General features: G+C 55.6%; 25 protein-coding genes. 21 read left to right on the top strand and 4 right to left on the bottom strand.

Going from position 1 to position 24,434, the window contains the following annotated elements:
• Positions 1 to 17 precede the first annotated feature (17 nt).
• A complete protein-coding gene (locus ABD796_RS27335; RefSeq protein WP_344914293.1) occupies positions 18 to 968 on the top strand; it encodes a YbjN domain-containing protein in 951 nt (316 codons plus the stop codon).
• A gap of 64 nt (positions 969 to 1,032) precedes the next feature.
• Here ABD796_RS27335 and ABD796_RS27330 read toward each other — a convergent pair whose 3' ends face one another.
• From ABD796_RS27330 to ABD796_RS27320, 3 genes are all read right to left on the bottom strand, one after another.
• Entirely contained in the window at positions 1,033 to 1,437 is a 405-nt protein-coding gene (locus ABD796_RS27330; RefSeq protein ID WP_344914291.1) for a DUF2752 domain-containing protein, read from the bottom strand.
• A complete protein-coding gene (locus ABD796_RS27325; protein WP_344914289.1) occupies positions 1,418 to 1,756 on the bottom strand; it encodes a DUF4234 domain-containing protein in 339 nt (112 codons plus the stop codon). The genes ABD796_RS27330 and ABD796_RS27325 overlap by 20 nt, the downstream gene beginning before the upstream one ends.
• Positions 1,757 to 2,033: 277 nt before the next feature.
• Positions 2,034 to 2,924: a hypothetical protein gene (locus ABD796_RS27320; RefSeq protein ID WP_344914287.1), complete on the bottom strand. Its 891-nt coding sequence runs from the start codon at positions 2,922 to 2,924 to the stop codon at positions 2,034 to 2,036.
• Between the two features lie 228 nt (positions 2,925 to 3,152).
• On the opposite strand from ABD796_RS27320, the gene ABD796_RS27315 reads away from it, so the two are divergent.
• From ABD796_RS27315 to ABD796_RS27240, 16 genes are all read left to right on the top strand, one after another.
• Positions 3,153 to 4,592 carry a M14 family zinc carboxypeptidase gene (locus ABD796_RS27315; protein ID WP_344914285.1) on the top strand — a complete coding sequence of 480 codons (1,440 nt, stop codon included), beginning with the start codon at positions 3,153 to 3,155 and terminating at the stop codon, positions 4,590 to 4,592.
• 194 nt (positions 4,593 to 4,786) lie between these two features.
• Positions 4,787 to 5,428 carry a helix-turn-helix transcriptional regulator gene (locus tag ABD796_RS27310; protein WP_344914283.1) on the top strand — a complete coding sequence of 214 codons (642 nt, stop codon included), beginning with the start codon at positions 4,787 to 4,789 and terminating at the stop codon, positions 5,426 to 5,428.
• 107 nt (positions 5,429 to 5,535) lie between these two features.
• Positions 5,536 to 6,522: an ABC transporter ATP-binding protein gene (locus ABD796_RS27305; RefSeq protein ID WP_344914281.1), complete on the top strand. Its 987-nt coding sequence runs from the start codon at positions 5,536 to 5,538 to the stop codon at positions 6,520 to 6,522.
• Positions 6,519 to 7,511, top strand: a complete 993-nt coding sequence (locus ABD796_RS27300; protein ID WP_344914279.1) for an ABC transporter ATP-binding protein — start codon at positions 6,519 to 6,521, stop codon at positions 7,509 to 7,511. Before ABD796_RS27305 ends, ABD796_RS27300 begins: the two co-directional genes overlap by 4 nt.
• Positions 7,508 to 8,617 carry an amidohydrolase/deacetylase family metallohydrolase gene (locus ABD796_RS27295; protein ID WP_344914277.1) on the top strand — a complete coding sequence of 370 codons (1,110 nt, stop codon included), beginning with the start codon at positions 7,508 to 7,510 and terminating at the stop codon, positions 8,615 to 8,617. Before ABD796_RS27300 ends, ABD796_RS27295 begins: the two co-directional genes overlap by 4 nt.
• Positions 8,618 to 8,689: 72 nt before the next feature.
• Positions 8,690 to 9,607: an ABC transporter permease gene (locus ABD796_RS27290; RefSeq protein WP_344914275.1), complete on the top strand. Its 918-nt coding sequence runs from the start codon at positions 8,690 to 8,692 to the stop codon at positions 9,605 to 9,607.
• Positions 9,608 to 9,624: 17 nt separating this feature from the next.
• The gene (locus tag ABD796_RS27285) at positions 9,625 to 10,476 is read left to right on the top strand and encodes an ABC transporter permease (RefSeq protein WP_344914272.1); all 852 of its coding nucleotides are present in this window, start codon (positions 9,625 to 9,627) and stop codon (positions 10,474 to 10,476) included.
• A 42-nt stretch (positions 10,477 to 10,518) separates the two neighbouring features.
• Entirely contained in the window at positions 10,519 to 11,760 is a 1,242-nt protein-coding gene (locus tag ABD796_RS27280) for a threonine synthase (RefSeq protein WP_344914270.1), read from the top strand.
• Positions 11,761 to 11,828: 68 nt separating this feature from the next.
• Positions 11,829 to 13,361 carry an ABC transporter substrate-binding protein gene (locus ABD796_RS27275; protein WP_344914268.1) on the top strand — a complete coding sequence of 511 codons (1,533 nt, stop codon included), beginning with the start codon at positions 11,829 to 11,831 and terminating at the stop codon, positions 13,359 to 13,361.
• A gap of 23 nt (positions 13,362 to 13,384) precedes the next feature.
• A complete protein-coding gene (locus ABD796_RS27270) occupies positions 13,385 to 14,542 on the top strand; it encodes a M20 family metallopeptidase (protein WP_344914266.1) in 1,158 nt (385 codons plus the stop codon).
• Positions 14,543 to 14,548: 6 nt separating this feature from the next.
• The gene (locus tag ABD796_RS27265) at positions 14,549 to 15,607 is read left to right on the top strand and encodes a serine hydrolase domain-containing protein (RefSeq protein WP_344914264.1); all 1,059 of its coding nucleotides are present in this window, start codon (positions 14,549 to 14,551) and stop codon (positions 15,605 to 15,607) included.
• A gap of 10 nt (positions 15,608 to 15,617) precedes the next feature.
• The gene (locus ABD796_RS27260) at positions 15,618 to 16,703 is read left to right on the top strand and encodes a mandelate racemase/muconate lactonizing enzyme family protein (RefSeq protein ID WP_344914262.1); all 1,086 of its coding nucleotides are present in this window, start codon (positions 15,618 to 15,620) and stop codon (positions 16,701 to 16,703) included.
• A gap of 35 nt (positions 16,704 to 16,738) precedes the next feature.
• Positions 16,739 to 17,203 carry a RidA family protein gene (locus ABD796_RS27255; RefSeq protein ID WP_344914260.1) on the top strand — a complete coding sequence of 155 codons (465 nt, stop codon included), beginning with the start codon at positions 16,739 to 16,741 and terminating at the stop codon, positions 17,201 to 17,203.
• 121 nt (positions 17,204 to 17,324) lie between these two features.
• The gene (locus tag ABD796_RS27250; protein ID WP_344914258.1) at positions 17,325 to 17,834 is read left to right on the top strand and encodes a DUF1572 family protein; all 510 of its coding nucleotides are present in this window, start codon (positions 17,325 to 17,327) and stop codon (positions 17,832 to 17,834) included.
• A gap of 195 nt (positions 17,835 to 18,029) precedes the next feature.
• The gene (locus ABD796_RS27245) at positions 18,030 to 19,256 is read left to right on the top strand and encodes a DEAD/DEAH box helicase (RefSeq protein ID WP_344914256.1); all 1,227 of its coding nucleotides are present in this window, start codon (positions 18,030 to 18,032) and stop codon (positions 19,254 to 19,256) included.
• Between the two features lie 208 nt (positions 19,257 to 19,464).
• Entirely contained in the window at positions 19,465 to 19,629 is a 165-nt protein-coding gene (locus ABD796_RS27240; protein WP_344914253.1) for a hypothetical protein, read from the top strand.
• 128 nt (positions 19,630 to 19,757) lie between these two features.
• Here ABD796_RS27240 and ABD796_RS27235 read toward each other — a convergent pair whose 3' ends face one another.
• Positions 19,758 to 20,501 (bottom strand): SDR family oxidoreductase, encoded by a 744-nt coding sequence (locus tag ABD796_RS27235; protein ID WP_344914251.1) that lies wholly within the window; start codon positions 20,499 to 20,501, stop codon positions 19,758 to 19,760.
• 165 nt (positions 20,502 to 20,666) lie between these two features.
• Between ABD796_RS27235 and ABD796_RS27230 the strand changes: the two genes are divergently transcribed.
• From ABD796_RS27230 to ABD796_RS27215, 4 genes are all read left to right on the top strand, one after another.
• Positions 20,667 to 21,050, top strand: coding sequence for a winged helix-turn-helix transcriptional regulator (locus ABD796_RS27230; RefSeq protein ID WP_344914249.1), 384 nt, complete (start codon positions 20,667 to 20,669; stop codon positions 21,048 to 21,050).
• A 119-nt stretch (positions 21,051 to 21,169) separates the two neighbouring features.
• Positions 21,170 to 22,360: a helix-turn-helix domain-containing protein gene (locus tag ABD796_RS27225; protein WP_344914246.1), complete on the top strand. Its 1,191-nt coding sequence runs from the start codon at positions 21,170 to 21,172 to the stop codon at positions 22,358 to 22,360.
• Positions 22,361 to 22,408: 48 nt separating this feature from the next.
• Positions 22,409 to 23,431, top strand: coding sequence for an ABC transporter substrate-binding protein (locus tag ABD796_RS27220; protein ID WP_344914244.1), 1,023 nt, complete (start codon positions 22,409 to 22,411; stop codon positions 23,429 to 23,431).
• A 57-nt stretch (positions 23,432 to 23,488) separates the two neighbouring features.
• Positions 23,489 to 24,346: an alpha/beta hydrolase gene (locus ABD796_RS27215; protein WP_344914242.1), complete on the top strand. Its 858-nt coding sequence runs from the start codon at positions 23,489 to 23,491 to the stop codon at positions 24,344 to 24,346.
• Positions 24,347 to 24,434 lie beyond the last annotated feature (88 nt).

The following is a 24,434-nucleotide window of genomic DNA, read 5'->3' as shown; positions in this document are numbered from 1 at the left end:
CAAAGGAGGCCGGTTAGATGGCCGATCAAGAAGCAGTAGGCAGCTCGGCACAGTCCCGCTTGGAGTTGGACCACAGCCTTGCGTTCAACACCTTGAAGGGCGACAGTCTCATGGCCGTGATCAAGCGGATGACGCTGACCGCACCCGGGGAGAACGCCTTATGTACGCTTTCTCTTGAAGTGGAGTGGAGCGTATACCGTCAAATGATAGCGGAAGAGTGGATGGGGCTGCTCTCTATAGCAAGAAGCGGCGAAACTGACACCCTCTTCGAAGAAAACCAGCCGATCGAGCTTAAGGTCGTTTTAAGACACAGCCTGCTGAAGACTGCCTTGCGCAAGGGAACGGAGGTGGAGCAGGTTTTGCAAGCTTTGCTGGAGGACGCCGCGCAGTCGGGGATTCTTGGCCAAAGCGAAAGCTGGCTCGTTACCGAAGTGAAGCAGCGGGTGCGATTGCCCGAGGAGCTGGATGGCGGAGGTACTCTGAAAAAAGGATACCGCACCCTATGGGCGGAAGCTGCCGCTGTGCGTGTGGCATCCGATGAAGCCTCGCCCGGGTTGAATCAGGTCGCGGAGCGTTACCTGGATCGTATGGACCTGCGCTACGAACGGGTGGACGATACGATTTTGCGCTTATCTTATACGGGAGAGCAGGGCGCTTGGATCGTCCTGGTTCGCATCGACGAGGAGAGGCAAATTTGCGTCGTATATTCCGTTTATCCGGATGCCGTGCCTGAGGAGCGGCGGGCGGATACGGCCGTATTCCTGATCGAGGAAAACTACGATTTGGCGGTCGGCAGCTTCGAGCTGGATACGACCGACGGGGAGCTGCGTTATCGGACAAGCATCGATGTCGAGCATGACCGGTTATCCATGGAGCTGTTCGGCCAGCTTTTTAGCACGAATGTGGTCGTAATGGATCATTACTTCAACGCAATCAAGGACGGTATCCGGCAAGGTTTTCCCGAATAGCACCACCATCAAAAAGACCGAATTCGTCATTGAACGAGTTCGGTCTTTTCTTCTGTCCGATTTGTTAGCGAACGGCAATCGGCGCCAACCAAGCGAATGCCGGAATATTTCTGCATATTCCAAAGGCGAAGGTTACCGTCAACATGACAGCCATCAACACTTTTCCAGGCAGACGCTTTTGTTTCTTGGTCGAGATCGCGTAAATCAGATACAAGGGAGGAAGCAGAAATAGCAAGGGATTGTATTGGAAAGCCTGATCCAAGCGGAATTGCAGCAAGGAAGCAGCAGCCCTTGTTATTCCGCATCCCGGACAATACAGCCCCGTGATTTCGTGAAAAAGGCATGGAATCCCCAATTGGGTCGCCGGCAGCCATACTTTCAGATAGAGGAGCCCGCCGACTCCAAGAGAAATGCCCCACACCAGCTTGGTGTTTCTCTGCGGGTTCGATTTATACCAGTTTGTTAACATCTGACTGCGCCAATGCATAGGTTACGATGCCCAGACCGAAGAAGGTAAGCACAAGATAGAGGACCGAATTATCCGTTACCAGCATTCCGCGTTGACGTTGGGCTTCCCCGATCTGCTTGGCTGCCTGATAAGACCAGATGTAGCTCCAAATCCCGCACGTAACCAATACCAAAAGAAAATGCTTGCCGCCCGTAAATGAAGGATCTCCGCTCAGTTTCCCGATTTCCGTAGTCAAGACAATGAACCAATAAATGCCGAAAATGCCGCACGTAACGATGGTTAAAATGATGGCCACCGCGATATCCCTCTGAGTAATCATTGAACACCGTCCTGATCGTGTAATAACTCTCTCACTACTAAATTTCGACATAAACTAACAAAAACAACTACTAAATTATATGAGATGTTCCTTCGAAACTCAAGATAATAATGGTAATTAATTTGATAAGTGCCATTGTGCCCAGCTTTAATCAGGAGTTTGGGAAACATAGTCTACCGGTTCGGGAGCTGGTTTTTGACTTTTGCGCGACAAACAGATGGTCTCAAAGAGAAGAGCCTGACTCCCCAATAGGGGGCAGGCTCTTCTTGTTTATTCGTTATTCCACGTAGGCGGCTTTGGTGTCGATCCCGATGGAGCCGGCGGTGGCATCCCACGTCACGCCGATGTTCATCAGCTGGGCCACATCCCGCAATTTGAAGTAATTGTTGCCGCCGATCAGATAGGCGGTGAATTTCACATCTTTGCCGTCAAGCGTCACATTCGCCGTCGTCTCCGTCACTTGCTGACTGACCGGCTTGCCGGAAACGCCCAGCTCGCTGCCGTCCGGAGTATACGCTTTCTTGGACGTAAGCGCAATCGCGTTCTTCGCCGCATCCCAGCTTACTTCAAAGCTTTTGTCGGTACCGTTGACGGACATTGCCAAGTCCCGTAATTTGAAGTAATTGTTGCCCTCAATGGTGTAAGCCTCGAAGGCTACATTCTTGCCGTTCACTACGACTTTGGCCGCGGTGGGAGCCGCTGTCACCGGTGTGGGGCTAGCTTTAGCTTCAGAAGTCGTTGGTTTCGGCTGGCTTGCCTCCTTTTTGCCCGCGATGACCTGCAGGATAATCGGAGGGTTGGATTCTCGGGTTTCTCCTTGAAAGATAGGGAAAATGCCGTACTCGACTTCCTCCGTAAGAACGGCCTTGTTGTCCGTAATATCGACATAATCGAGGCTTTCGTCATCCACCCATTTGGCGATAGCCGTCTCGTCCGAAAGCTTCCCATGAAATGTGATCGTGGCCGGGGCCGATACCACATACATCGTTTCGCCGTAGCCTACGTCTTCGATTTTCTGAGTTTCCACGAAATTGGATATCGTGACATAACCGCCGTTTTTCATATCAAACCGTTTTTCGTTTGCTGCCATTGCCGGCAATGCTGCGAATAGCGTTGCGATCAATCCGAAGGCAAGCATAACCGATATTCGTTTGGACAACCTTCTCATCTTGTACCCCTCCTGGTATTCGTTTATGATCATTTTCTTTCTTTGCTATTCTACAGCAATTCTCATAATATGACAAATTGCCTACTTCATATGGTAGATACTAGAAAAAAATCGAGAAAAATGCCGAAAATCTAGTATTTTTGTCGGATGTCTATTAAAATAAATGAGCCAATCAGGAAATTCCTCTTACCAAAAGGAATCATACATAAGCAGATAGGAGGGCGCTTCTTGCGGACAGAAGGAACAATGGCAATGCTGTTGAAAGTGCTGGCGGTCATTCTGGGAACAACCCTGCTGGCAGGGCCTGTGCGGGCAGCGGGCTCGGAACCGGCAAGCGTCAATAAGTCGATTATTAATCCATATCAGATGTACACGTACAACTTAATGATGCAACAAATCGATCAATTGGCCTCCGCTTATCCAGAATTGATCGAAGTGAAATCGATCGGTAGAACGGTTTTCGGACGGGATATTCAGGCGGTTAAGTTAGGAAAAGGAGAAGCGAACGTACTCATAGACGGGTCCCAGCACGCCCGCGAGTGGCTGGGGACGAACCTGATTTTGTATTTGATCGACCGCTATGCCTATGCCTACGAGAATCAGGTGAACTATGACGAATACAACGTGAGCGACATTCTCGATCATTGCTCCATATGGTTTGTCCCTATGGTCAATCCGGACGGCGTGGCGCTCCAGCAGGAAGGGCTGAGCGCGTTTCCCGATTTCTGGCAGGCTAGCCTCATCGGGATGAACGGGAACAGCGATAGCTTTAAACATTGGAAAGCGAATGCCCAAGGAGTTGACATAAACCGGCAGTATCCAGCCGTGTGGTCAGACATCCGTAATTCCCCCGGGTATCCGATGTTCAAAAACTTTAAAGGCTGGGAGCCGGCGCAAACCGCGGAAGCGATCAGCATGATTCAGTTTACGTACGAAATCGATCCGGAAATTGCCTTTTCGTACCATACGTCCGGTCGGGTATTGTACTGGCACTTCAATACGCCGCCCGAGCATCTGGCCAGAGACAAGAAGATAGCCAATGCGATCAGTGCGATGACCGGATACGGGCAGGTCAAGCCGGAGAAGAACCCTTCCGGCGGCGGCTTCACGGATTGGTTTATTATGCAATTCGGGCGTCCGGGGTTTACGGCGGAGCTCGGGCCGTACCACGCAGAGAACGAGCTGCCGCTCTGGACGTTTGCCGACGTGTGGGAAGAGAATAAAAATATGGGGCTGTATTTGGCTGCGGAAGGGTACCGCCTTTGGCAAGAGCGTTATCCAATAGAGCGGGTGGAGGTCAAGATTCAACTGCTGGAGGACGTGCAGCTGTATAATCGTCCCGACGAATCCACTCCGGTCGGCGCGAAGCTGAACGGAGCCAAGCTCGTAGCAGACGCCCGTCTGGGAGAGTGGTATCGTGTCCCTACATGGCTTGGTCCGAAATGGATTCGCCCCCAGCCGACCGCCTATCTCCAGGGACATAGCGAGCCCTATGCGAAACGGATCAAGCTGACGGATAAAACCCCGATCTATTCTTCTCCCAAAGCGGAGGAGTCGCTTGCGCTAGCCGAATTGCATTCGCAAGAAGTGGATGCCTTGGAGCGGTGGAACGATTGGATCCTTATCAAAACATGGCTGGGCAGCAATTGGATCAAAGAAAAGAACTAGAGGATCATGCGAGTATGGGTACTCGCAGATGGGACCGGAGAAGCGGATGCTCTCCGGTCTTTTATCTTTTGCGAAGGAAGCTATATGTGAGGGAGGTGATAATTTAGTATTGACTAATTGGACATGCTCCCTATAATAAAAATATAAAGAAAATTATTTTGGTTACCAAAAAAAAATTCAGGTGCGTGATGTCGATGGAACATGTAAAAGGCGAAATGGAATTTCTGCATGCGCTGATCGAAGGAATTGCCACTCAATTTGGGGACAAGTGCGAGGTCGTTCTGCACGATTTGACCTTGAATTACGACAGCACGATTATCGCGATCAAAAACGGACATATCACAGATCGACGTATCGGCGACTGCGGCAGCAATCTCGGGCTTGAAGTGCTGCGCGGTACCGTCAAGGACGGGGACCGGTATAATTACATCACCCAGACGAAGGAAGGAAAAGTGTTAAGATCGTCCTCGATCTACATCAAGAACAGCAGCGGCGATACGATCGGAGCGATCTGCATTAATCTTGACATCTCGGATCTGATCATGGCTGAAAACACGATCCGTTCGCTCACGATGCGCGATACGAACACGGAAGTGGAGGAAGTGTTCGTCAAGGATGTGAACGAGCTGCTCGATTTTTTGATCAAGGAGTGCCAGAACGAGATTGGCAAGCCGGTCGCGCATATGTCGAAGGACGAGAAGTTCAGGGCGATTCAGTATTTGGACAGCAAAGGCGCTTTCTTGATTAAAAAGGCCGGAGATAAAGTTTGCAAGTATTTCGACATCTCCAAATTCACCCTATACAGCTATCTCGACGAGGTGCGGGGACAAAAATAAATTTGTCCCGAGCCAAGCCCGAATGATGCTGTGTTCCGCAAAGCAGCTTGCCGAAACTTGTTTTGCCGGGCAGCCTTTAAGCGCTTTCAAGAACAGGGGGTAGACAGATGAGTAAACCGCTTTTAAGCATTCAAAACTTGAAAACATACTTTACGCGAAGCGGTAAAGAAGTACACGCTGTCGACGGGATCGACTTGGATATCGAACCACGGCAAATCGTTTGCGTCGTCGGCGAATCGGGCTGCGGCAAAAGCATCACTTCGCTTTCGATCATGGGCCTTATTCCGAAGCCGAGCGGCCGGATCGTAGATGGACAGATCCTTTTCAACGGCACCGATCTCGTTAAGCTGAAAGAAGAAGAGCTCGCGGAGATTCGGGGAAATGAGATTTCGATGATTTTTCAAGAGCCGATGACCTCGCTCAACCCCGTCTTGACGATCGGCGATCAGATGACCGAGGTGCTGCACCGCCATCGGAAGGTGAGCAAGCAACAAGCATGGGGCATGGCCATCGATATGCTGAAGTATGTGGGCGTCGGGCGCGCCGAGAAAATTGTAAGCGATTACCCGCACCGGCTTTCAGGAGGGATGCGCCAGCGGGTCATGATCGGCATGGCGATGATCTGCGAACCGAAGCTGCTGATCGCCGACGAGCCTACAACGGCGCTCGATGTGACGATTCAGGCCCAGGTGCTCGAGCTGATGAGGCAGATGCGCGAGCAGTACGACACGTCGGTGCTGATGATTACGCATGACTTGGGCGTTGTGGCCGAGATTGCCGATTACGTCGTTGTCATGTACGCCGGTCAGATTGTGGAGAAGGCCGATGCGGACACGATCTTTGAGCGGCCGCTCCACCCTTATACGCAAGCGCTGCTCCAATCGATTCCTTCGCTCGACGAGGTGAAGGAATCGCTTTATTCCATTCCCGGTACCGTGCCGGACGCTTCGAACTATCCTGTCGGCTGCCGGTTCGCGGACCGCTGCGCCGTCGCCCAGCCCTCTTGCCGGGAAAAGCCGCCGCAGCTGCGGGAGATTGAACCGGGGCACTATGCGCGCTGCGATTTGATCGGGAAGAAAGGAGTGCACCCATGAAAGCGAAAAAGCAGCTGCTTGAGGTCAAAGGAATTAAAAAGTATTTTCCGATTCATGCCGGTTTGCTGCGCCGCACCGTCGGCCAGGTAAAGGCGATCGACGATGTCTCCTTTACGCTTGGCCAGGGGGAGACGCTCGGCATCGTGGGCGAATCGGGTTGCGGCAAATCGACGCTCGGACGCATGATTATGCGTGTTATGGATCCCACCGAAGGGCAAATCATGTTCGAAAATCAAGATCTGACCGCCATGAAAGGCAAAGCGCTGCGAGGCAACCGGCGCAACTTTCAGATGGTGTTCCAGGACCCTTACGCTTCGTTGAACGTCAAGATGCGGATCGGGCAGATTATAGCGGAACCGCTCATGGTCAACGGAGTGATGACCGGGGCGCAAGCCCGGGCCGAGGCCGCTCGCCTTATTACGCGCGTCGGCCTGCGGGAAACCGACCTGACCCGGTTTCCGCATGAATTTTCCGGCGGGCAGCGGCAGCGCGTCGGCATTGCCAGAGCTTTGGCGCTCAATCCGAAGCTGATCGTTGCCGACGAGGCGGTATCTGCGCTGGACGTTTCGATACAAGCGCAAATTTTGAACCTGATGATGGACTTGAAGAAAGACTACAATCTTTCCTATATGTTCATCTCGCATAATTTGGCGGTCGTGCGGCATATCAGCGACCGGGTGGGCGTCATGTATCTGGGGCAACTGGTCGAGATCGGAGAAAAGGAAAGTCTGTACCGGCATCCTCTTCATCCTTATACGCAAGCGCTTCTATCGGCTTCGCCAAACGCGAAGCGGGGCGCCCGGCGGGAGAAAATGATTTTGCAGGGCGAAGTGCCGAGTCCGGCCAATCCCCCGAAGGGTTGCCCGTTCCATACACGCTGTCCGCATGTCATGGACGTATGCCGTTCGATACGTCCGGCGCTTGTTGAACTGCAGCCCGGCCATGCGGCCGCATGTCATCTATACGAACAACCAGGAGGCCACGCATGAGTGATTCCCTATTCGTCCAAGTGATCGATCCGGCAGGTCACGCCATTTATCCCGCTCAGGTCGTGAAAACGGGAGAAGGATACCGGCTGGAGCGGAAGACGGCAGCCGAGGCGCAAGAAGCGGCGCCAAATGTGTACTTGAGTCCAGGCTGGATCGATTTGCATACGCATGTTTATGACGGCATGACGAGCATAAGTGTCCCGGCCGACGATGTGGGCATCCGAACTGGGGTTCATCTTGTCGTCGATGCAGGCAGCTCCGGGGAAGCGACACTGCCGGGTTTCCGCAAATATGTCGTCCCCCGAGCGGTTACGCAAATCCGCGCCTGGCTCAATATCAGCTCGATCGGGCTCGTTCATCTGCGCGAGGTATCCGATCTCAGCCTGATCTCCGTCGATCGGACCGTCCAAGCGATCGTCGACAACCAGCCGTTCGTCTGCGGAGTAAAGGTACGGGCAAGCGGCGCGATCGTGGGCTCGATGGGCACGCAGCCGCTGCGTCTGGCGAAGCTCGCCGCCCGCGAAACCGGACTGCCGTTGATGGTGCACATCGGGGAGGCGCCGCCAACGGTCGACGAGGTGCTCGATCTGCTGGAGGAAGGCGATGTCGTCACGCATTGCTTCCATGGCAAGATCGGCCATCCGTGGGGGCGGAGCGGCTTGCCGGAACCCGCGCTGGAGCGTGCGCTCGCCCGGGGGGTGAAGCTGGACGTCGGCCATGGCGCCGCGAGCTTCAGCTTCGATATATGCAAGAAGGCGATGGAATCCGGACATGCGCCGTTCTCGATCAGCACCGATGTGCACATTCGTAATATTAACGGTCCGGTACACAATCTGGCGACGACGATGAGCAAGATGCTCGGCTTCGGCATGCCGTTGCCCGAGGTAATCGCCGCCGTGACGGCTGCTCCGGCCGACGTGCTGCGGCTGCCGCACTGGTGCGGCCTGGATGGCACGCTCAAGCAAGCGACGCTGTTCCGGATCGAAGACAATGCTGGCAGAACCCGGGTTTATCGGGATTCCAAAGGCGTCGAGCTGGTTCCGGAGCGCACCATCGAGCCGATGGCGGTCATTTGCGGGGAAGAATGGATTAATTTGACTAATTGACGAATAACGTCATTTATTCGAAGCGCGGTTTTTTAAAAGAAAAACCAGTTATGGGAAAGGGGCTCGCATCCGTTGCTAGCGTATATCCTCCGTCGCTGTTTCTACGCCATATTCGTCCTGTACGGCGTGGCGACCATTGTCTTCTTCATCTCCAGGCTAACGGGTGACCCGGTATCCATTATGCTTCCGCCGGAAGCGACGGTGGAGCAGGTCGAGCAGCTTCGGCGCGCACTCGGTCTGGATAAACCGCTGATCGAGCAGTACGGCATTTTCTTGGCAAATCTGGCCCAGCTCAACTTGGGTGATTCGCTACGCTACGGGGAACCGGCTCTGCGGCTCATCGGCGAACGTCTGCCGGCCACGATGCAGTTGGCCGGAACCGCGCTCGTGCTGTCGCTGCTCATCTCCGTGCCCGCGGGCATCATCTCCGCGCTGAAGCGCGGTACGCTTTCGGAAAGCGGCATAACCGTGTTCGTGCTGATCGGGCAATCGATCCCCGTGTTCTGGCTTGGCATCGTGCTTATTATGCTGTTTGCAGTACATTGGACGATCTTCCCCACCGGGGGGATCGGAACATGGCAGCATCTGGTGCTTCCGGCCGTGGCGCTTGCCTTCAACATGATCGCGCTCGTCACCCGGCTTCTCCGTTCTTCGTTAATCGAGCAGATGGGCTCCGATTATGTTCGTACGGCACGAGCCAAGGGGCTGCTGCCGCGCAGCGTCGTCGGCAAACACGCCGTGCGCAATTCGCTGCTGCCGGTCATAACGGTGGTAGGACTGGAGATCGGTTCGCTGCTTGGCGGGTCGGTCGTTACGGAAACGGTATTCGCTTGGCCGGGCGTAGGACAGCTGTTGATTCAGGCGATCAATTACCGCGATTTTCCGTTGGTGCAAGCCATCATCATTTTATTGGCCGGGGTGTTCGTCATCGTTAACTTGATCGTCGATGTCCTGTATGCGGTACTCGACCCGCGTATCCAGTACAAGTAGGGGAGGGGGAACATACAATGAAGAAGCATTGGCGGTCCCGCTTCTCGGGAAAAGCGTTGAAATGGTTTTCCATCGGTATATTGGGCTTGTTTATTGTGATGGCGATATTGGCGCCGCTGCTTGCGCCGCACGATCCGAATGCGCAAAATTTGCTGATGAGGTTCAAGCCCCCCTTCTGGATGGCAGGCTACGAGCCGGGCTATCTGTTCGGAACCGATCATCTGGGCAGAGATATTCTGAGCCGGATCATATACGGCAGTCAGGTATCCATTCTCGTCGGCGTCACCGCCGTCGCCGTCTCGGGGGTCATCGGTACGCTGGCTGGCCTGTTGTCCGGCTATTACCGGACGATGGACCATATCGTTATGCGGATTGCCGATATCAAGCTGGCATTTCCGACGATCCTGTTGGCGCTGGCGCTGGTTGCGGTCGTGGGCAGCGGCTTGGACAAGCTTATATTCGTGCTCGGCATTACCGGATGGGTCTCTTATGCGAGAATCATTCGCTCCGAGGTGCTGAGCATTCGCAACAGCGACTTTGTCGTCGCGGCTCAGACGATCGGCGTTACCGACTGGCGGCTGTTGTTCCGGCATATTTTGCCTAATATTTACGCTCCGATTATTACGATTGCCACCTTCCAGATCGCGGCGGTTATTATCGCCGAGTCCTCGCTGAGCTTTCTCGGTCTGGGCGTCCCGGTGAGCATCCCGAGCTGGGGCAATATTTTGAGCCAAGGCCAGCTGTATATGGGCACGGCCTGGTGGATCTCGTTTTTCCCGGGACTGTCGATCATGCTGATCGTACTGGCGATCAACGTGCTGGGCGACGTGATCCGCGATGCGCTTGACCCGAAAACGCGGCAAAATTAATCAAACGCGAAAGCGAGACTTCGCTCGTCAGGAGGATCAAGGATGGCTTGGAGCTATGTAACGCATTATGTATGCGACGGCTGCGCGGCGGCCTACGAGCTGTCGCGCCCGCTCAACACTTGTCCCGCTTGCGGGGGGCTGCTCGAAGCCAAGTATGATTTGCCCGCGATGAAACGCGATCTTCATCCGGGGATGTTTGAAGGACGTACGACTTCGATGTGGCGCTGGCACGAATTTTACCCGCTGCGCGAAGAAGCCCATATCGTCTCGATGGGCGAAGGCGGGACGCCGCTGCTCCCTTCGGTCTATGCGGGCAAACAGTTGGGCTTATCCCGGCTGTACTTCAAAAATGACGCCCTGATGCCGACCGGCAGCTTCAAGGATCGCGGATTCAGTCTGGCCGTCAGTTTTGCCAAGGAGCTTGGCGTCAGTCAGGGGCTGACCTACAGCTCGGGGAATGCCGGATCGTCGTTCGCGGCCTACGCGAACAGGGCCGGGCTGAACGCCACGATCCTCGTCGAGTACTTGGCGAATCCGCTGAAGAAGGCCATGATCGGGCTCTACGGCGCCCGCACGGCGACCCTGTATTTCGAAAGTATGAACGAGATTACATCGATGCTGGAGGAAGCGGTGCGCGAGCTGGGGCTGTACCAGTTCGTCAACTTCATCAACCCGGTCCGTCACGAGGCGATGAAGGGCTACGCGTACGAAATCAGCGAAGCGTTCGACTGGAAGGCCCCCGATTGGATGGTCCATCCGGTCGGCACGGGCGGCGGCATTTGGGGGGCGTGGAAAGGGTTCGGCGAGCTGGCCGAGCTTGGTTGGATCGACTCGCTGCCGCGTATGGTCGCCGTGCAGCCTGATGCGACGGGGCCAATCCCGCGGGCATTCCGCGAAGGGCTGCGAGAGGCGGGACGCTACGGCGATTCCAGCGCCACGATCGCCCAGAGCATTGCTGCCGACGCGCCGATCCAGGGCGGTCGCCGCGTGTTGGATGCCGTATACGATTCAGGCGGTTTCGCCGATACCGTGACGGACGAGGAAATTCTTGAGGCGATGCGCTGGTTGGGCAAGGAAGGCATTTCCGCCGAGCCGTCGTCGGCTTCCGCACTGGCCGCCGTCCGGCGGGGCGTTCGCGACGGGCTTATCGGACCGGACGACTGCGTCGTCTGCGTCGTAACCGGAAGCGGACTGAAGCAGCCTTCCGCCATCCAGAAGGCGGTCGAGGAATCGCCGCTTCAACTGCGGGCCAGCTTCGCCGAACTGAAGGCACTGCTTTCCTGAAAAGAGATAGACAGAGAGTGGATGTAGCCGTGCTGTAACAAACCAATATTCTTGGGGAGGGTTTTCTTGTGAAGTTGAAAGCTATGCTTGTTGCGATGTGTGTCGTGATGATGTTGGTCGGGTGCTCCAAGGCGGGCGGTACGACCGAAGGCAAGGAAGGCGGTGCGCAAACCCCGTCGACAGCCAAAACTACGTTGACGGTCGGTCAGGAGCTCGATGCCGGTACGCTCGATCCGCAAAAGCAAGGCAAAATGCCGGACATGAACATTCTGATCAATATGTTCGATACGCTCGTCGCCCGCGACAAGGACAACAAGCTGGCTCCGGCGCTCGCGACGGAATGGAAAAGCGTGGACGACACTACATGGGAGTTCAAGCTGCGCGAAGGAGTCAAATTTCATAACGGCGAGCCGTTCAACGCCGACGCGGTCAAGTTCAGTATCGACCGTCTGAACAATCCGGATACGAAGTCGCCGATCGTCGAGCTGAAGACGGTCAAGGAAGTCGTCGTGGTGAACCCGACTACCGTCCGGTTTATTACCAACGGTCCGGACCCTATCCTGCCCAACAAGATGACGTTGTTCGGCGGCGTTATGGTTCCCCCGCAATATATTAAAGAGAAGGGCGACGATAACTTCGCGAAAAGTCCGGTCGGGACCGGCCCGTTTAAATTCATTTCGTGGCAAAAGGACAGCCAAATCTCGATGGAAGCGAACGCCGACTACTGGCAGGGAGCCGCCAAATTAAGCAAGCTGACTTTCAAAATCATTCCGAACCCATCCAACATGGCTGCGGCGCTGCGCACAGGAGAGATCGATATCGCGGCAGGCATCAAATCCGAAGTCGCCGACCAGCTGAAGGGTCAGTCCGGCATCAATATCGTATCGTCCCCGGGAATCCGTACGTTCTATATCTCGCTCAATACGACGCAAGGCCCGCTTGCCAAAAAAGAAGTGCGCCAGGCGCTCAACATGGCCGTCGATGTCGACACCATGATCAAGACCGTCATGGGCGGACATGCTGAACGCGTGTCGACGATGGTGCCCAAGCAAAACTTTGGCTACGATGCAAGCGTCAAACCGTTTGAGTACAATGTACAAAAGGCGAAGCAAATGCTGGCGGATGCCGGTTATCCGCAAGGCTTCTCGATCCAGCTCGATGCCGCTACGCCGGATGCGAACAGCGTGCAGGTCATTGCCGCGCAGTTGGAACAGATCGGCGTGAAGGTGAATATCAACCTGATGGATAATACAACCCTGGTCTCCAATATTACGGCCAAAAAGGTTGCTCCGATGTACTATATCGGCAATACCGGCTGGACGATGGATGCTTTGAGCAATTTCCAGTCGTACCTGAAGAGTGACAGACGTTACAATAACTGGGTAAATGCCGAAGTGGACAAGCTGATCGACGAAGAGGAGCTGACCATCGACCCGCAGAAGCGCCAAGCCGCTTTCTCCAAGCTGCAATCGATTCTGAAGGAAGAGGCGCCTTATATTTTCCTTTATCAAATCAACGGTTTGTACGGCATGCGGACGAATGTCGACTGGACGCCGAATCCGGTCGGTCTGATGAAAATGTATACCGCTTCTTTTAAATAAGAGACTCTCGGAGGTATTACCGGATGACTGAGCAACAGAACAGCCGCGTCATAGAGGCGCTTATCGCTTGTATGTCGAGGCCTACGCCAAACCCGCCCGGGGAAGTGGCGGTTGTCGCCGACTGGCTGGAGGAGTGGGGCGTCTCGTTCGGAGCGCGGGTGGAGCGGCAAACCGTAGAGCCGGGCAAGGACAATGTCATCATTACGCTGGACTTCGGTCCCGGACCTTGCCTTGTATTCAATTCGCACATGGATGTGAACAACCCCGCCGGGCAAGTATGGGCGAGTCCGCCCTTCGAGCCGCGAATTAGCGAAGGCAAGCTGTACGGCGTAGGGGCGTGCGATGCGAAAGGGAGTCTAGTCAGCATGATGGCGGCGCTGGAACAGGTCGCCGCCAACCCCGAAGGGGTAAGCGGCAAGCTGGTGCTGACGGCGGTCATGGGCGAGGAGGCGGGCGGCATCGGATCGCTTCACCTCGTTCAGAAGGGCATTCAGGCCGATGGAGCGGTAGTGGGCGAACCGACCGGACTGGAAGTGGCTTCTGCGCATAAAGGAACATATATGCGGCGCCTGCGATTTCGCGGTCGCGCCGCCCACTCGGGCAGGCCGGAGCTGGGGATTAATGCGATCGTGCATGCGTCCCGGTTCATCCTCGAATACGAGAAGCTGAACGAGCGGCTGTCGCTCGATCCTCATCCGCTGCTCGGGGCGGCCAGCGCGGCGGTAACGATCATCAGCGGCGGAACGCGCCAGAATACGATACCGGGTGCGGCGGAGATGATTATCGATCGTCGTCTCATACCGGGAGAAACGCATGCGAAGGCCGACGACGAGCTGGAAGCGATTATGGCCGAGTTGAAGCGAAACGTTCCCGAACTGTCGCTCGACCCGATCGAGCAAGTTGTCGGCACGATTCCTTCCGAAACGCCCTCGACGGCGCGCATTGTAGATACGGCGCTCGAAGCCGTCTCGCATGTTACCGGGAAGGAGCAATCGCCCCAAGGCTTCCGCGCCGGCTGCGATATGAGCAAGCTGGTGACGATCGCCAATATCCCGACCGTTATTATCGGTCCGGGCAGCCTTGACCAGGCGCATGCGCCTGACGAATTTGTGGAGATTGCCCAAGTCGAACAGGCCGTGCGGATCTATGAGCGCATAGCCCGTCAATTTCTAGGCAGGTGACGGTAAATGAATCCTATAGAAACGTTTTTGCGGCAATGCCGGGACCGTCGCGTCTTCTCTGGCGCTGTCTATGCAGTCGGCGATTCGGCGGGCGTTATCGCCCGCGGCGCGGTCGGCACGCTTAGCTGGGATGGAGAAGAAGCGCGACTGGACAGTATCTGGGATTTGGCAAGCGTGACGAAGCCGATTGCGATGCTTCCGTTCATGACGTATTTGGAACGGGGAGAGCTTTCTCTGGACGAGACAATCGCCGACTTTTTGCCGGATTATACGGATACGGACAAAGCGAATATTACGCTGCGCCAGCTGTTGACGCATTCCGGCGGCATCCCCGGACAGCAGCCGCTTTACAAGACGGCCCCGGTCAAGGACGAGTTGATGGCCGCCGTCCGGGCGCTGCCGCTGCGGTATGCGCCGGGAACGGACGTGGAATATACGTCGCAAGGCTATATGATACTGGGCTGCATCTTGGAAGCCATTGCCGGTAAGCGACTGGACGACATTTTGCAGGAGACGGTATTCGGGCCGCTCGGTATGGAGGAAACGCGGTTCAATCCGCCGGAGCAGCTGCTGCCGCGCATCGCCGCGACGGAATACTGCCCGTGGAGGGGCCGCCTTGTGCGGGGGGAGGTGCACGATGAGAATGCCGTCGTGCTCGGCGGTATCGCCGGTCATGCCGGCTTATTCAGCACCGTGGACGATATGAGCCTCCTCTGCCAGGCGATGCTCCAGGCCGGCCAGGGCCGCCGGACCGAGTGGCTGAAGCCGGAGACGGTCCGGCTGATGACCCGCAACCATACCCCGAAGCTGAAGCTGGCGCGGGGACTCGGCTGGCAGGGGAAGGACGAGGAGCATTCTCCGGCGGGAGAGCTGTTCTCGCCAAGCTCGTACGGCCATACCGGTTTTACGGGAACGAGCCTGTGGATGGACCCGGAGCAGGATGTGTTCGCCATTCTGCTGACCAATCGCGTTCATCCGACCCGGGACAACCCGGCGATCAAGCGGGCTCGGGCCATATTTCACAACCTCGCGCTTCTTGCCGCGAAGGCGGCAGAACGGCGATAAGGAGATTGTCATGCATATCGCGGATATTGAAACGGAACGGCTGAGCGTTCCTCTGAAAAAACCGTTCAAAACCGCGCTCAGGACGGTTGACACGGCGCATTCGGTCATCGTGCGCATCGTATGCGACGACGGCAAGGTCGGTTGGGGCGAAGCCCCGCCGACCGTCGCCATTACGGGCGATAGCTTGGAAAGCATCGAAGCGTTTATCCAGCTTGTCCGCCCCCGGCTGATCGGTCAGGACCCGCTGGATGCAGAGCGGCTATTCGCCCTGCTCCAGCGGTCTGCGGTCAACAATACGAGCGGGAAAGCCGCGATCGATATGGCGCTTTACGATCTGATCGCCCAAAGCTGTTCGCTACCGCTTTACCGGCTGCTCGGCGGTTACCGCAGCGAGATCGAGACCGATTATACCGTCAGCGTCAACGACCCCGCGGAGATGGCGGACGATGCGGCCGGCTATGTGCAAAGCGGCTTCTCCGTTCTGAAAATCAAAGTCGGTCTTGACGATATATCGACCGATCTGCAGCGCGTTCGTTCCATCCGGGAGCGGATCGGACCGGATATCAAGCTGAGAATCGACGCCAACCAGGGATGGGAGGCGAAATCCGCGATTCGCGCCATTCGCGCGATGGAAGATGCCGGGTTCGATATTGAATTGGTCGAGCAGCCGGTTCAGGCTCGGGACTTCGTCGGCATGAAGCAGGTGACGGATGCGGTAGATACGCCGATCATGGCGGACGAGAGCCTGTTCAGTCCGGCCGATGCTTTAGAACTGCTCAATCACCGTGCGGTCGACCTGTTCAATATTAAGCTGATGAAGTCGGGCGGGATCTCCCGTGCGGACACGATCAACCGGATCGCCGAGTCTTGCGGCGTCGAGTGTATGATGGGCAGTATGGTGGAGTCGAGAATTGCGATAACGGCCGCATCGCATTTTGCCGCAGCGAAGCGCAACGTCACCCGAATCGATTTCGATGCGCCTTTGATGACCGTATATGATGCGGTTTGCGGCGGGGCAGTGTACGAGGGGAGCCGCATCCGGCTTCCTTCGGTCCCTGGTCTGGGCATCACGGGGCTTAATCGCCAGCTGCGATAAAGAAGACTAATAGGACTGGGGAGGATTTTGGAGTAATGGGTATCATTGTCGAACGTTTGAAAGCTTTGGGGATTGAACTGCCGGAACCGCCGCCAACGGCTGCCCGGTATGTGTCGGCCGTAACGGTTAACAACTTGGTCTACACTTCGGGCAACGACTGCCGGGTGAACGGCACGCTCATGTATAAGGGGAAGCTGGGCAAAGAGCTGACCATTGAGCAGGGGCAGGAGGCTTCTCGCCAGACGATGATCAATCTGCTTTCCGTCCTGCAGGAGCATCTGGGGGATCTTGACCGTATCGACCGCATCGTCAAGCTATTGGCGTTCGTCAACAGTGCGGAAGGTTTCGCCGATCAGCCGTATGTCATTAACGGAGCGTCGGAGCTGCTCGAAGCAGTGTTTGGCGAGAACGGCCGTCACGCCCGTTCCGCAATCGGCACGTCGGAACTGCCCTTCCATACGCCAGTCGAGATCGAAATGATTGTGAAGTTGAAAGACTGATAATAAAGCGCCTTCCCGCTGCGTCGGAGGAGGCGCTTTTGTTTCTTATGTTCCCATATACATAAGAACGTATGTTTGCTATACTTTTTGCAAAAAGCGGAAATAGAAAGGGTCGTGCGCTATGGATGTGTCCCTTTTGCTTCTGGACAGCATGCTGGGCAAGTTTAGAGCAGAGAAGAAATGGGTGCTTCAGGCCCTCGGGCAGTTGAGCGATGAAGATATCGTGTGGGCGCCGACTCCGGAGAGCAACAGTATCGCGAATTTGATCGCGCACATCAGAGGAACCGTACATCAACGGATCGAGACGATTTTCAAGGGAGTGCCGGATATCAGAGACCGGCAGAGCGAATTTGAGAGGGGACTATATTTGTCCAATGAGCAGGCCACGAACCTGAGCGGCGAAGCGTTCGATATCGTGATCCAGTACTTGGAGCACCTAAAGGGTCAGCCTGCGCTGCTGCTGACTCAGCCTTATCTGGACAAGGCTTCGCTGACCCACAGTGCGGTAAACAATCAAACGACCGTGCTCAACCTGATGATCCAAATGGTGAGGGAAGTCCATAACCATACGGGACAAATCATGTACATCGCCAAGATGAGAAAAGGTCAGCTGCAGTGGAAATACGACTAACCTCTCCTTAGAACCGTCGGAAAGAGACTTATTCGCCATCGGAACCTGCTCCCCTCTAGGTGGAGTATTACGGCGATGATTCGATCGGCATTGATCTGCACAACCAGATATGATATGACTTATAGGAAGGTTTGCGATGAATCGTTGCCAGCCCACTTGGACCCAATATATGCTTTTCACTTTAAAGGAGACCCCATGACATTCGAGGACTTGAAATTGATCCCCCCCATTCTAAAGGCGCTGAGCAAGGAAAACTATACGGCTCCGACACCGATTCAGGAGCAGGCTATTCCGCCGGTGCTGGAAGGCCGGGATTTGTTCGGCTGCGCACAGACGGGAACCGGCAAGACGGCGGCCTTTTCGCTGCCGATTATTCAGCGGTTAAGCCAGCAGCAGGCGGTTAACGGCTCGAAACGGCGCATTCGCTCGTTGATTTTGACGCCGACCCGCGAGCTGGCTCTGCAAATCTCGGACAACATGAAGGCGTACGGCCAATTCACGAATCTGCGCAATATCGCGATTGTAGGCGGCGTATCGCAAAAGGAGCAGGAGCGCTGGCTGGAGCAGGGCGCGGATATTGTCATTGCCACGCCGGGGCGGCTCATCGATCTGATGAATCAGAATCTCGTCGATTTGCGCCACGTCCAAATTCTCGTACTCGACGAAGCCGACCGAATGCTCGATATGGGCTTCATCAACGATATGAAGAAGATCATTGCCAAACTGCCGACGTCCCGGCAAACGTTGTTCTTCTCGGCGACGATGCCGCCGGAAATCTCCAAGCTCGTTCAGACGCTGCTCAAGGACCCGGTGAAAGTGGAGATTACGCCGGTGTCTTCGACTGTGGATCGGATCGAGCAATCGGTTTATTTGGTAAACAAGGAAAACAAGCTGGCTCTGCTGAACCATCTGCTGCAGGACCCGTCGATCGTGTCGGCGTTGGTGTTCACCCGGACGAAACATGGAGCCGATCGCGTGGCGCGCGGGCTGACGAAAGCGAAGATCGCCGCTCAAGCGATTCATGGAGACAAGTCGCAGAATGCCCGTCAAGCGGCCTTGAACAATTTCAAGAGCGGAACGACGCGCGTGCTGGTCGCGACGGACATTGCCGCCAGAGGCATCGATATCGAGGAATTGTCGCATGTCGTCAACTTCAACCTGCCGAACATTCCGGAAACGTACGTTCACCGGATTGGCCGTACCGGTCGAGCGGGAATGAGCGGAATTGCCATTTCGTTCTGCGAGGAAGAAGAGCTGCCGTATTTGAAAGATATCGAGAAGCTGATCAAGAAGACGATTCCTAAAGTGAAGGACCACCCCTACCCGATGCAAAGCGTGCCTGCAGCGGCAAAGGCGGAGGCCGTCCCGGCCCAGGCTGCATCGCGGAAGCCGGCCAAGCCGAGGGAAGCGAGAAGACGATAACCGTAAAGACGATGGGCTTTTAGAACCGTATGGGCCTGGGCGTTTGGCTTCGGATGAGTGCCCTGAGGCGACACGACACTGACCGACGGAAGCTCATCTTTGCTTTCACGCGGCGCGAAAAGGACCTGCCTGGCATACGCTAAAGGATACAGCTTGGATTTCACGCTGGGTAAGACAAAACCAAGGCGAGTAGGAGCGGGGGAGGGTTATGGAGAATAGCGACGAGCGAATCATAGCGATCGATACCCACCTCGACGAATACGCCGAGTGGGAGGACGAAGATGACCGTTGGCGTCCATCCGTCGCCGCCGAACGGGTGCTGAAGGATCGGGCCGGCGCCGTGCGCGGCAAACGCCGCTCCTCTTCGCTGTAGCGGCAGCGGTGAAAGGTCCATGTTCATCCGCCTTAAGTCAAAATAACCCCGCTCTTGATTGAATGCGCAAAAACCGGCCCATTAGGCGCCGGTTTTGTTTTTTCATGGTATAGTCGCTCGAAGTTCTGTCACACGAAGCCGCCATTGACCCGAATCGTCTGCCCGGTAATCCATTGCGCTCCCTCGCTGGCCAGGAACAGCACCGTGCCGGCAATATCCTCCGTCTCGCCCAAGCGGCCGAAGGCGTTCATATTTTTGATCGCGTCGATCTGGGCTGCGGATTTCCCTTGCGTAAACAATTCGGTGTTGATCGGTCCGGGAGCTATGGCATTGATCAGTATACCCTTGGGACCCAGTTCTCTGGCCAACTGCCGGGTAATTTGCTCGACCGCGCCTTTCGTACCCGCGTACAAGCTATATTGAGGAAACATCGAGCCGGCTACGGATGTGGAAAAGTTAATGATGCGTCCGCCAGGTGACATGTGAAGGACGGCTTGCTGGCAAGCGAAGAACGTGCCCTTGACGTTGCTGTCGAAGAGTCGGTCGAAATCTTCTTCGGTAAACGCTTCGATCGGCTTAGTCATCATAACGCCGGCGTTGTTCACCAAAATATCGATCCGGCCGTAAGCCTGGAGGACGGCTTCGAACAGCTTGCGCACATCGCCGACCCGGCTGATGTCGGCTTGAACCGCTATTGCCTCTCCGCCGTTTTGCCGGATCCGGGAGACGACTTCATCGGCCGCGCTGCTGCTGCTGTTATAATTAATGGCGACTTTCGCCCCGTTGTCCGCAAACTGCTCGGCGATCGTGCGTCCGATTCCTCTCGAGGCACCCGTCACGAGCACCACTTTGTCCGCGAATGTTTTCCCCATCAAGATCCTCTCCTTAGAACGTTTTCTCTACTGTATAGGCTGTTAGGTAGCTTCTGCAAGAAGGCACTATTTATTCGGATAGTTACTTTCGGGTAAGAAATGTATCGGACTGCGGTTCCGTGATACGATAAGAGCAATCGAATGCCGCGGAAGGAGAGAATACGCATGTTTCTGGACGAGCTGCGAACGGACCCGGCCTATAACGAGGAAGATATTGATTGCTATATTCATGTGTCCGCTACGATTCAGGCCATCGGGGGAAGGTGGAAAATGCTGATCCTTTGGCACTTGGAGGAAGGAGCGAGGCGGTACAACGAGCTTCGCCGTTTAATACCCGGGGTGTCCCAGAAGATGCTGACCCAGCAGCTCAAGGAGCTGGAGCAGGACGGGTTGATCGAACGCAAGGTTTACCCGGAAACGCCTCCGCGAGTTGAATACGTCATGACCGATTACGGCAAGACGCTCGAGCCGATTTTCAACTGTATGTACGACTGGGGGGTTATCCACCGGAAGCGATCGGGACAACAAAGCGCTGCAGAAACGGACTAATTTTGTTCGGAAGCAATGAGCCGAGGCTGCTTCATTGACCGCCGATAGGGCATATGATACCTTTATATTGATAATGATTATCATTTGTGATGGAGTCATTGTCGAAAAGGAGGGTTCTCATGCAATCGTTCGAACCGGACGGAAGACCCAAGGAGAGGTTGGCGGAAATTCGGACCTATATGGACCGGCATTATTCCGAGCCCATCTCTGTAGCTTCGCTTGCGCAAATGGCGAATCTCAGTCCCGGTTATTTTGTCGAGCTGTTTAAGAAAACGTACGGGCGAAGCGCCCTTGATTATTTGACCGATTTGCGGATTAACCGGGCCAAGCGATATTTGGCCGAGTCGGACGAGCGACTGCGGGATATCGCCGTTAAAGTCGGGTATAGCGACGAGTTTTATTTTAGCCGAAAGTTCAAGAAGGAGGTCGGCGTATCGCCTTCGGAATTCGCCAGAAATTACCGGAAACGAGTGGCCGTTTGTTCTTCTTCGGTCATCGGGCATTTGCTTGCTCTGGACGTTTTGCCGGAAGCCGCGCCGCTGGATCCGAAATGGACGTTCTATTATTACAACGGGTACCGGACGCTGATCAAATACCATCTGAAGCTGACCGCCCCGTATACGGAAGGAACATTCGAGGAAAACGCGGATCTGCTGACGCAGCTTCGTCCCGACGCGATTATCGGTACGGACCGGCTGCACCCGGCGGAGAAAAGCAAGATGACGCATATAGCGCCGGCCTTCTTCGTGTCCACCAAAGGCAACGGCTGGAGGGAGCAGCTTCGCTCGATAGCCCTTTTTCTGAATCGAATCGAGGCAGCGGATCGGTGGATAGACCGCTATGACTGCAAGGTCCGGGATGTCCGCGAGCAGACGAGCGCTGCGCTTGGCAACAGTTCCGTTCTCGTTTTGCGTATTTACGGCCCCGATCTCTTTCTGTATTGGAACCGCGGTCTGGACGACGTGCTTTACGAGGACTTGCGGCTTAGGCCGGCTTGCGGAAGAGGACCGTCGCATAAGCAGCCGCTCACACTGGCGCAGTTGGCCCAGCTCGAACCCGACCGCATTCTGCTCGTCGTTTGCCCCGAAGCCTCGTCTCGCGCGCATTGGTTAGCTCTGCAGCATTCGGCGGCGTGGAGACGGCTGAAGGCGGTTGCGGACGGTTACGTGTATCCGATCCCTTCGGACCCCTGGTTCGAGTATTCCCCTGTATCGATCATGCGCATGCTGGACGAGGCGCTGCTCTTGTTTACGGGGAAATGTCCAAATGCATACCCGAGTAATGTCCATGGCGGCTTCTGCGCGACATGATTTATAATCGTTCTCAATGAGAATTGTTATCACAGGAGGAGAACGATTATGCTGTACCCTATCCGAAGGGCTGGGTCTTCTGCAAAAAAACATACGGCCATCTGGCTGAGCATGGTGCTCATCGGAAGCTTGCTTACCGCCTGTGGCGCCAATAACGGGAACCGCGAAGAGCTTCCTGGCAATCCAAGCCCCGCTGCGTCCGCCGGAGGAGCTGTCGCGGAGAAGGGCAATGCTCCAACCTTGGAGCGCACCGTAAAGGACGAGCTTGGCCACGAAATCAAATTGCCGGCTGCGCCTAAGCGTATTTTCGCCCCGTATTTGGAAGATTCCTTGCTCAAGCTGGGGATGAAGCCTGTAGCGCAATGGTCCAACGGAGCGTTGGGGCACGATTATTTGCAGGACGAGCTGAAGGATGTTCCGAAGCTGGACTTGTCGGGCGGGCTGCCCTCGCCGGAAGTGCTGCTGAGCTACAGCCCCGATCTGATTATTTTGCATACGGCGACATATGCCGCCAACGGTCTTTATGAAAATTATTCGAAGATCGCGCCGACTTACGTATTTAACAATGCGTCCGGGGAAATCGAGAAGTCGCTTGTCACATTAGGAGAGCTGCTTGGCAAATCGTCTGAGGCGGACCGGGCGCTAAAGGCCTACGAGCAGAAGGTGAAGGAAGCCAAAGAGAAGCTGGAGCGGGCGACAGCCGGCAAGAAGGTCGCGATCCTGCGTTTTGCGGCCAAAGGCGTCAGCTTGATGGGGGCTAATTATTTCTGCGGCTATGTGGTGCATCAGCATCTGGGTATAGCGAAAACGAAGCTCGTCGAGAAGGAGAACAGCGCGACCGTCTCCCTGGAAGTGCTGCCGCAAATCGATGCCGACTACATCTTCGTCATTAACGCCTACGGGCAGGGGACCGAGAGAATGAAGGAGATGATGGGAAGCCCAATCTGGAATGGTCTGTCTGCCGTAAAGCAGGGACAGGTATACGAGGTGAGCGATAAGCATTGGCTCGGCAGCGGTCTGATCGCCTATGAGAAAATTATCGACGATACGGTCAGGCTGATTGCGAAGTAACCGATGTCGCCCGACCTGCGACAGTCTATTCAGAGTAGGGAGAGAGAGGATGAAAACATGGCAGTCGACATCAACGGACAGCATGGAAATGAAGGGAGGCGGCCGGAGCGGGAAGGCGTGCAGCTTCCGTATACCGGACAATGGACCGTGCATTCGCGCGTCGAGAACCGCAAATACCGGATTATGGTGTACAAGCCGGCGGAAGCCGCACCGGTCGAGGGCTACCCGGTCTTATACTTGCTAGACGCCAACTCCGCCTTCGGTACGGCGGTGGAGGCAGTGCGCCTGCAGGGGCGTCGGCCGGACAAGACAGGGGTGACGCCGGCCGTAATTGTCGGCATCGGCTACGAGACGGACGCTCCGTTCGACGATAGCCGCTATTACGATTATACGCCGGTAACGACTGAGGCCTACAGCCGCAGACCGGACGGCACGGAGCTGCCCGCACAAGGAGGAGCGGACGCGTTCCTGCGCTTTATCGAGGAAGAGCTGAAGCCGGACATCGAGCGGGAGTTTGCTATCGACCGGAGCAGGCAGGCGATTTTCGGCCATTCGCTGGGCGGGCTCTTCGTTTTGCACGCGCTGTTTGCGAAGCCGGAAGCGTTCCGGCATTACATAGCCGGCAGTGCATCGATTCATTGGTGCAAGCCGTTTCTGAGAGAGGCGGAGCGCAAGTTCGCAGACCGGCTGCAGCAGGAGCCCAGAGCCATCGATTTGCTGATCGGTTTTGGAGAGCTGGAGAAGTCGCATGCCGCGCGCAACAACGATAACGCGCGAGAGCTCGTCGAGCGGCTGGACAGTTTGTCCGGGAGCGGCATAAAAGCGACGTACAAGGAATTCGAGGGCGAGGGTCACGTTTCGGTAGTGCCTGCCTTGGTGAGCCGGGCGCTGCGAACCGCTTTTTATTCGGAATAAAACAGAGCAAAACCTCCTGCCTGAGGCTGGAGAGCCTTATCATGAGAGAAGCCGGTGCTTGAGCGCCGGCTTTTGGGCGTTCCGGCAT

Source organism: Paenibacillus hodogayensis (assembly GCF_039536325.1).
Classification (GTDB): Bacteria; Bacillota; Bacilli; order Paenibacillales; family NBRC-103111; genus Paenibacillus_AB; species Paenibacillus_AB hodogayensis.
Note: the sequence above shows the minus strand (reverse complement) of the source record. Positions and strands in the feature narration are given on the sequence as shown.

Excerpts from the sequence above, each read along its gene's own strand:
- ABD796_RS27335 (WP_344914293.1), top strand. The coding sequence starts at position 18 with ATGGCCGATCAAGAAGCAGTAGGCAGCTCGGCACAGTCCCGCTTGGAG.
- ABD796_RS27330 (WP_344914291.1), bottom strand. The coding sequence starts at position 1,437 with ATGTTAACAAACTGGTATAAATCGAACCCGCAGAGAAACACCAAGCTG.
- ABD796_RS27325 (WP_344914289.1), bottom strand. The coding sequence starts at position 1,756 with ATGATTACTCAGAGGGATATCGCGGTGGCCATCATTTTAACCATCGTT.
- ABD796_RS27320 (WP_344914287.1), bottom strand. The coding sequence starts at position 2,924 with ATGAGAAGGTTGTCCAAACGAATATCGGTTATGCTTGCCTTCGGATTG.
- ABD796_RS27310 (WP_344914283.1), top strand. The coding sequence starts at position 4,787 with ATGGAACATGTAAAAGGCGAAATGGAATTTCTGCATGCGCTGATCGAA.
- ABD796_RS27305 (WP_344914281.1), top strand. The coding sequence starts at position 5,536 with ATGAGTAAACCGCTTTTAAGCATTCAAAACTTGAAAACATACTTTACG.
- ABD796_RS27300 (WP_344914279.1), top strand. The coding sequence starts at position 6,519 with ATGAAAGCGAAAAAGCAGCTGCTTGAGGTCAAAGGAATTAAAAAGTAT.
- ABD796_RS27295 (WP_344914277.1), top strand. The coding sequence starts at position 7,508 with ATGAGTGATTCCCTATTCGTCCAAGTGATCGATCCGGCAGGTCACGCC.
- ABD796_RS27285 (WP_344914272.1), top strand. The coding sequence starts at position 9,625 with ATGAAGAAGCATTGGCGGTCCCGCTTCTCGGGAAAAGCGTTGAAATGG.
- ABD796_RS27280 (WP_344914270.1), top strand. The coding sequence starts at position 10,519 with ATGGCTTGGAGCTATGTAACGCATTATGTATGCGACGGCTGCGCGGCG.
- ABD796_RS27270 (WP_344914266.1), top strand. The coding sequence starts at position 13,385 with ATGACTGAGCAACAGAACAGCCGCGTCATAGAGGCGCTTATCGCTTGT.
- ABD796_RS27265 (WP_344914264.1), top strand. The coding sequence starts at position 14,549 with ATGAATCCTATAGAAACGTTTTTGCGGCAATGCCGGGACCGTCGCGTC.
- ABD796_RS27260 (WP_344914262.1), top strand. The coding sequence starts at position 15,618 with ATGCATATCGCGGATATTGAAACGGAACGGCTGAGCGTTCCTCTGAAA.
- ABD796_RS27255 (WP_344914260.1), top strand. The coding sequence starts at position 16,739 with ATGGGTATCATTGTCGAACGTTTGAAAGCTTTGGGGATTGAACTGCCG.
- ABD796_RS27250 (WP_344914258.1), top strand. The coding sequence starts at position 17,325 with ATGGATGTGTCCCTTTTGCTTCTGGACAGCATGCTGGGCAAGTTTAGA.
- ABD796_RS27245 (WP_344914256.1), top strand. The coding sequence starts at position 18,030 with ATGACATTCGAGGACTTGAAATTGATCCCCCCCATTCTAAAGGCGCTG.
- ABD796_RS27240 (WP_344914253.1), top strand. The coding sequence starts at position 19,465 with ATGGAGAATAGCGACGAGCGAATCATAGCGATCGATACCCACCTCGAC.
- ABD796_RS27235 (WP_344914251.1), bottom strand. The coding sequence starts at position 20,501 with ATGGGGAAAACATTCGCGGACAAAGTGGTGCTCGTGACGGGTGCCTCG.
- ABD796_RS27230 (WP_344914249.1), top strand. The coding sequence starts at position 20,667 with ATGTTTCTGGACGAGCTGCGAACGGACCCGGCCTATAACGAGGAAGAT.
- ABD796_RS27225 (WP_344914246.1), top strand. The coding sequence starts at position 21,170 with ATGCAATCGTTCGAACCGGACGGAAGACCCAAGGAGAGGTTGGCGGAA.
- ABD796_RS27220 (WP_344914244.1), top strand. The coding sequence starts at position 22,409 with ATGCTGTACCCTATCCGAAGGGCTGGGTCTTCTGCAAAAAAACATACG.
- ABD796_RS27215 (WP_344914242.1), top strand. The coding sequence starts at position 23,489 with ATGGCAGTCGACATCAACGGACAGCATGGAAATGAAGGGAGGCGGCCG.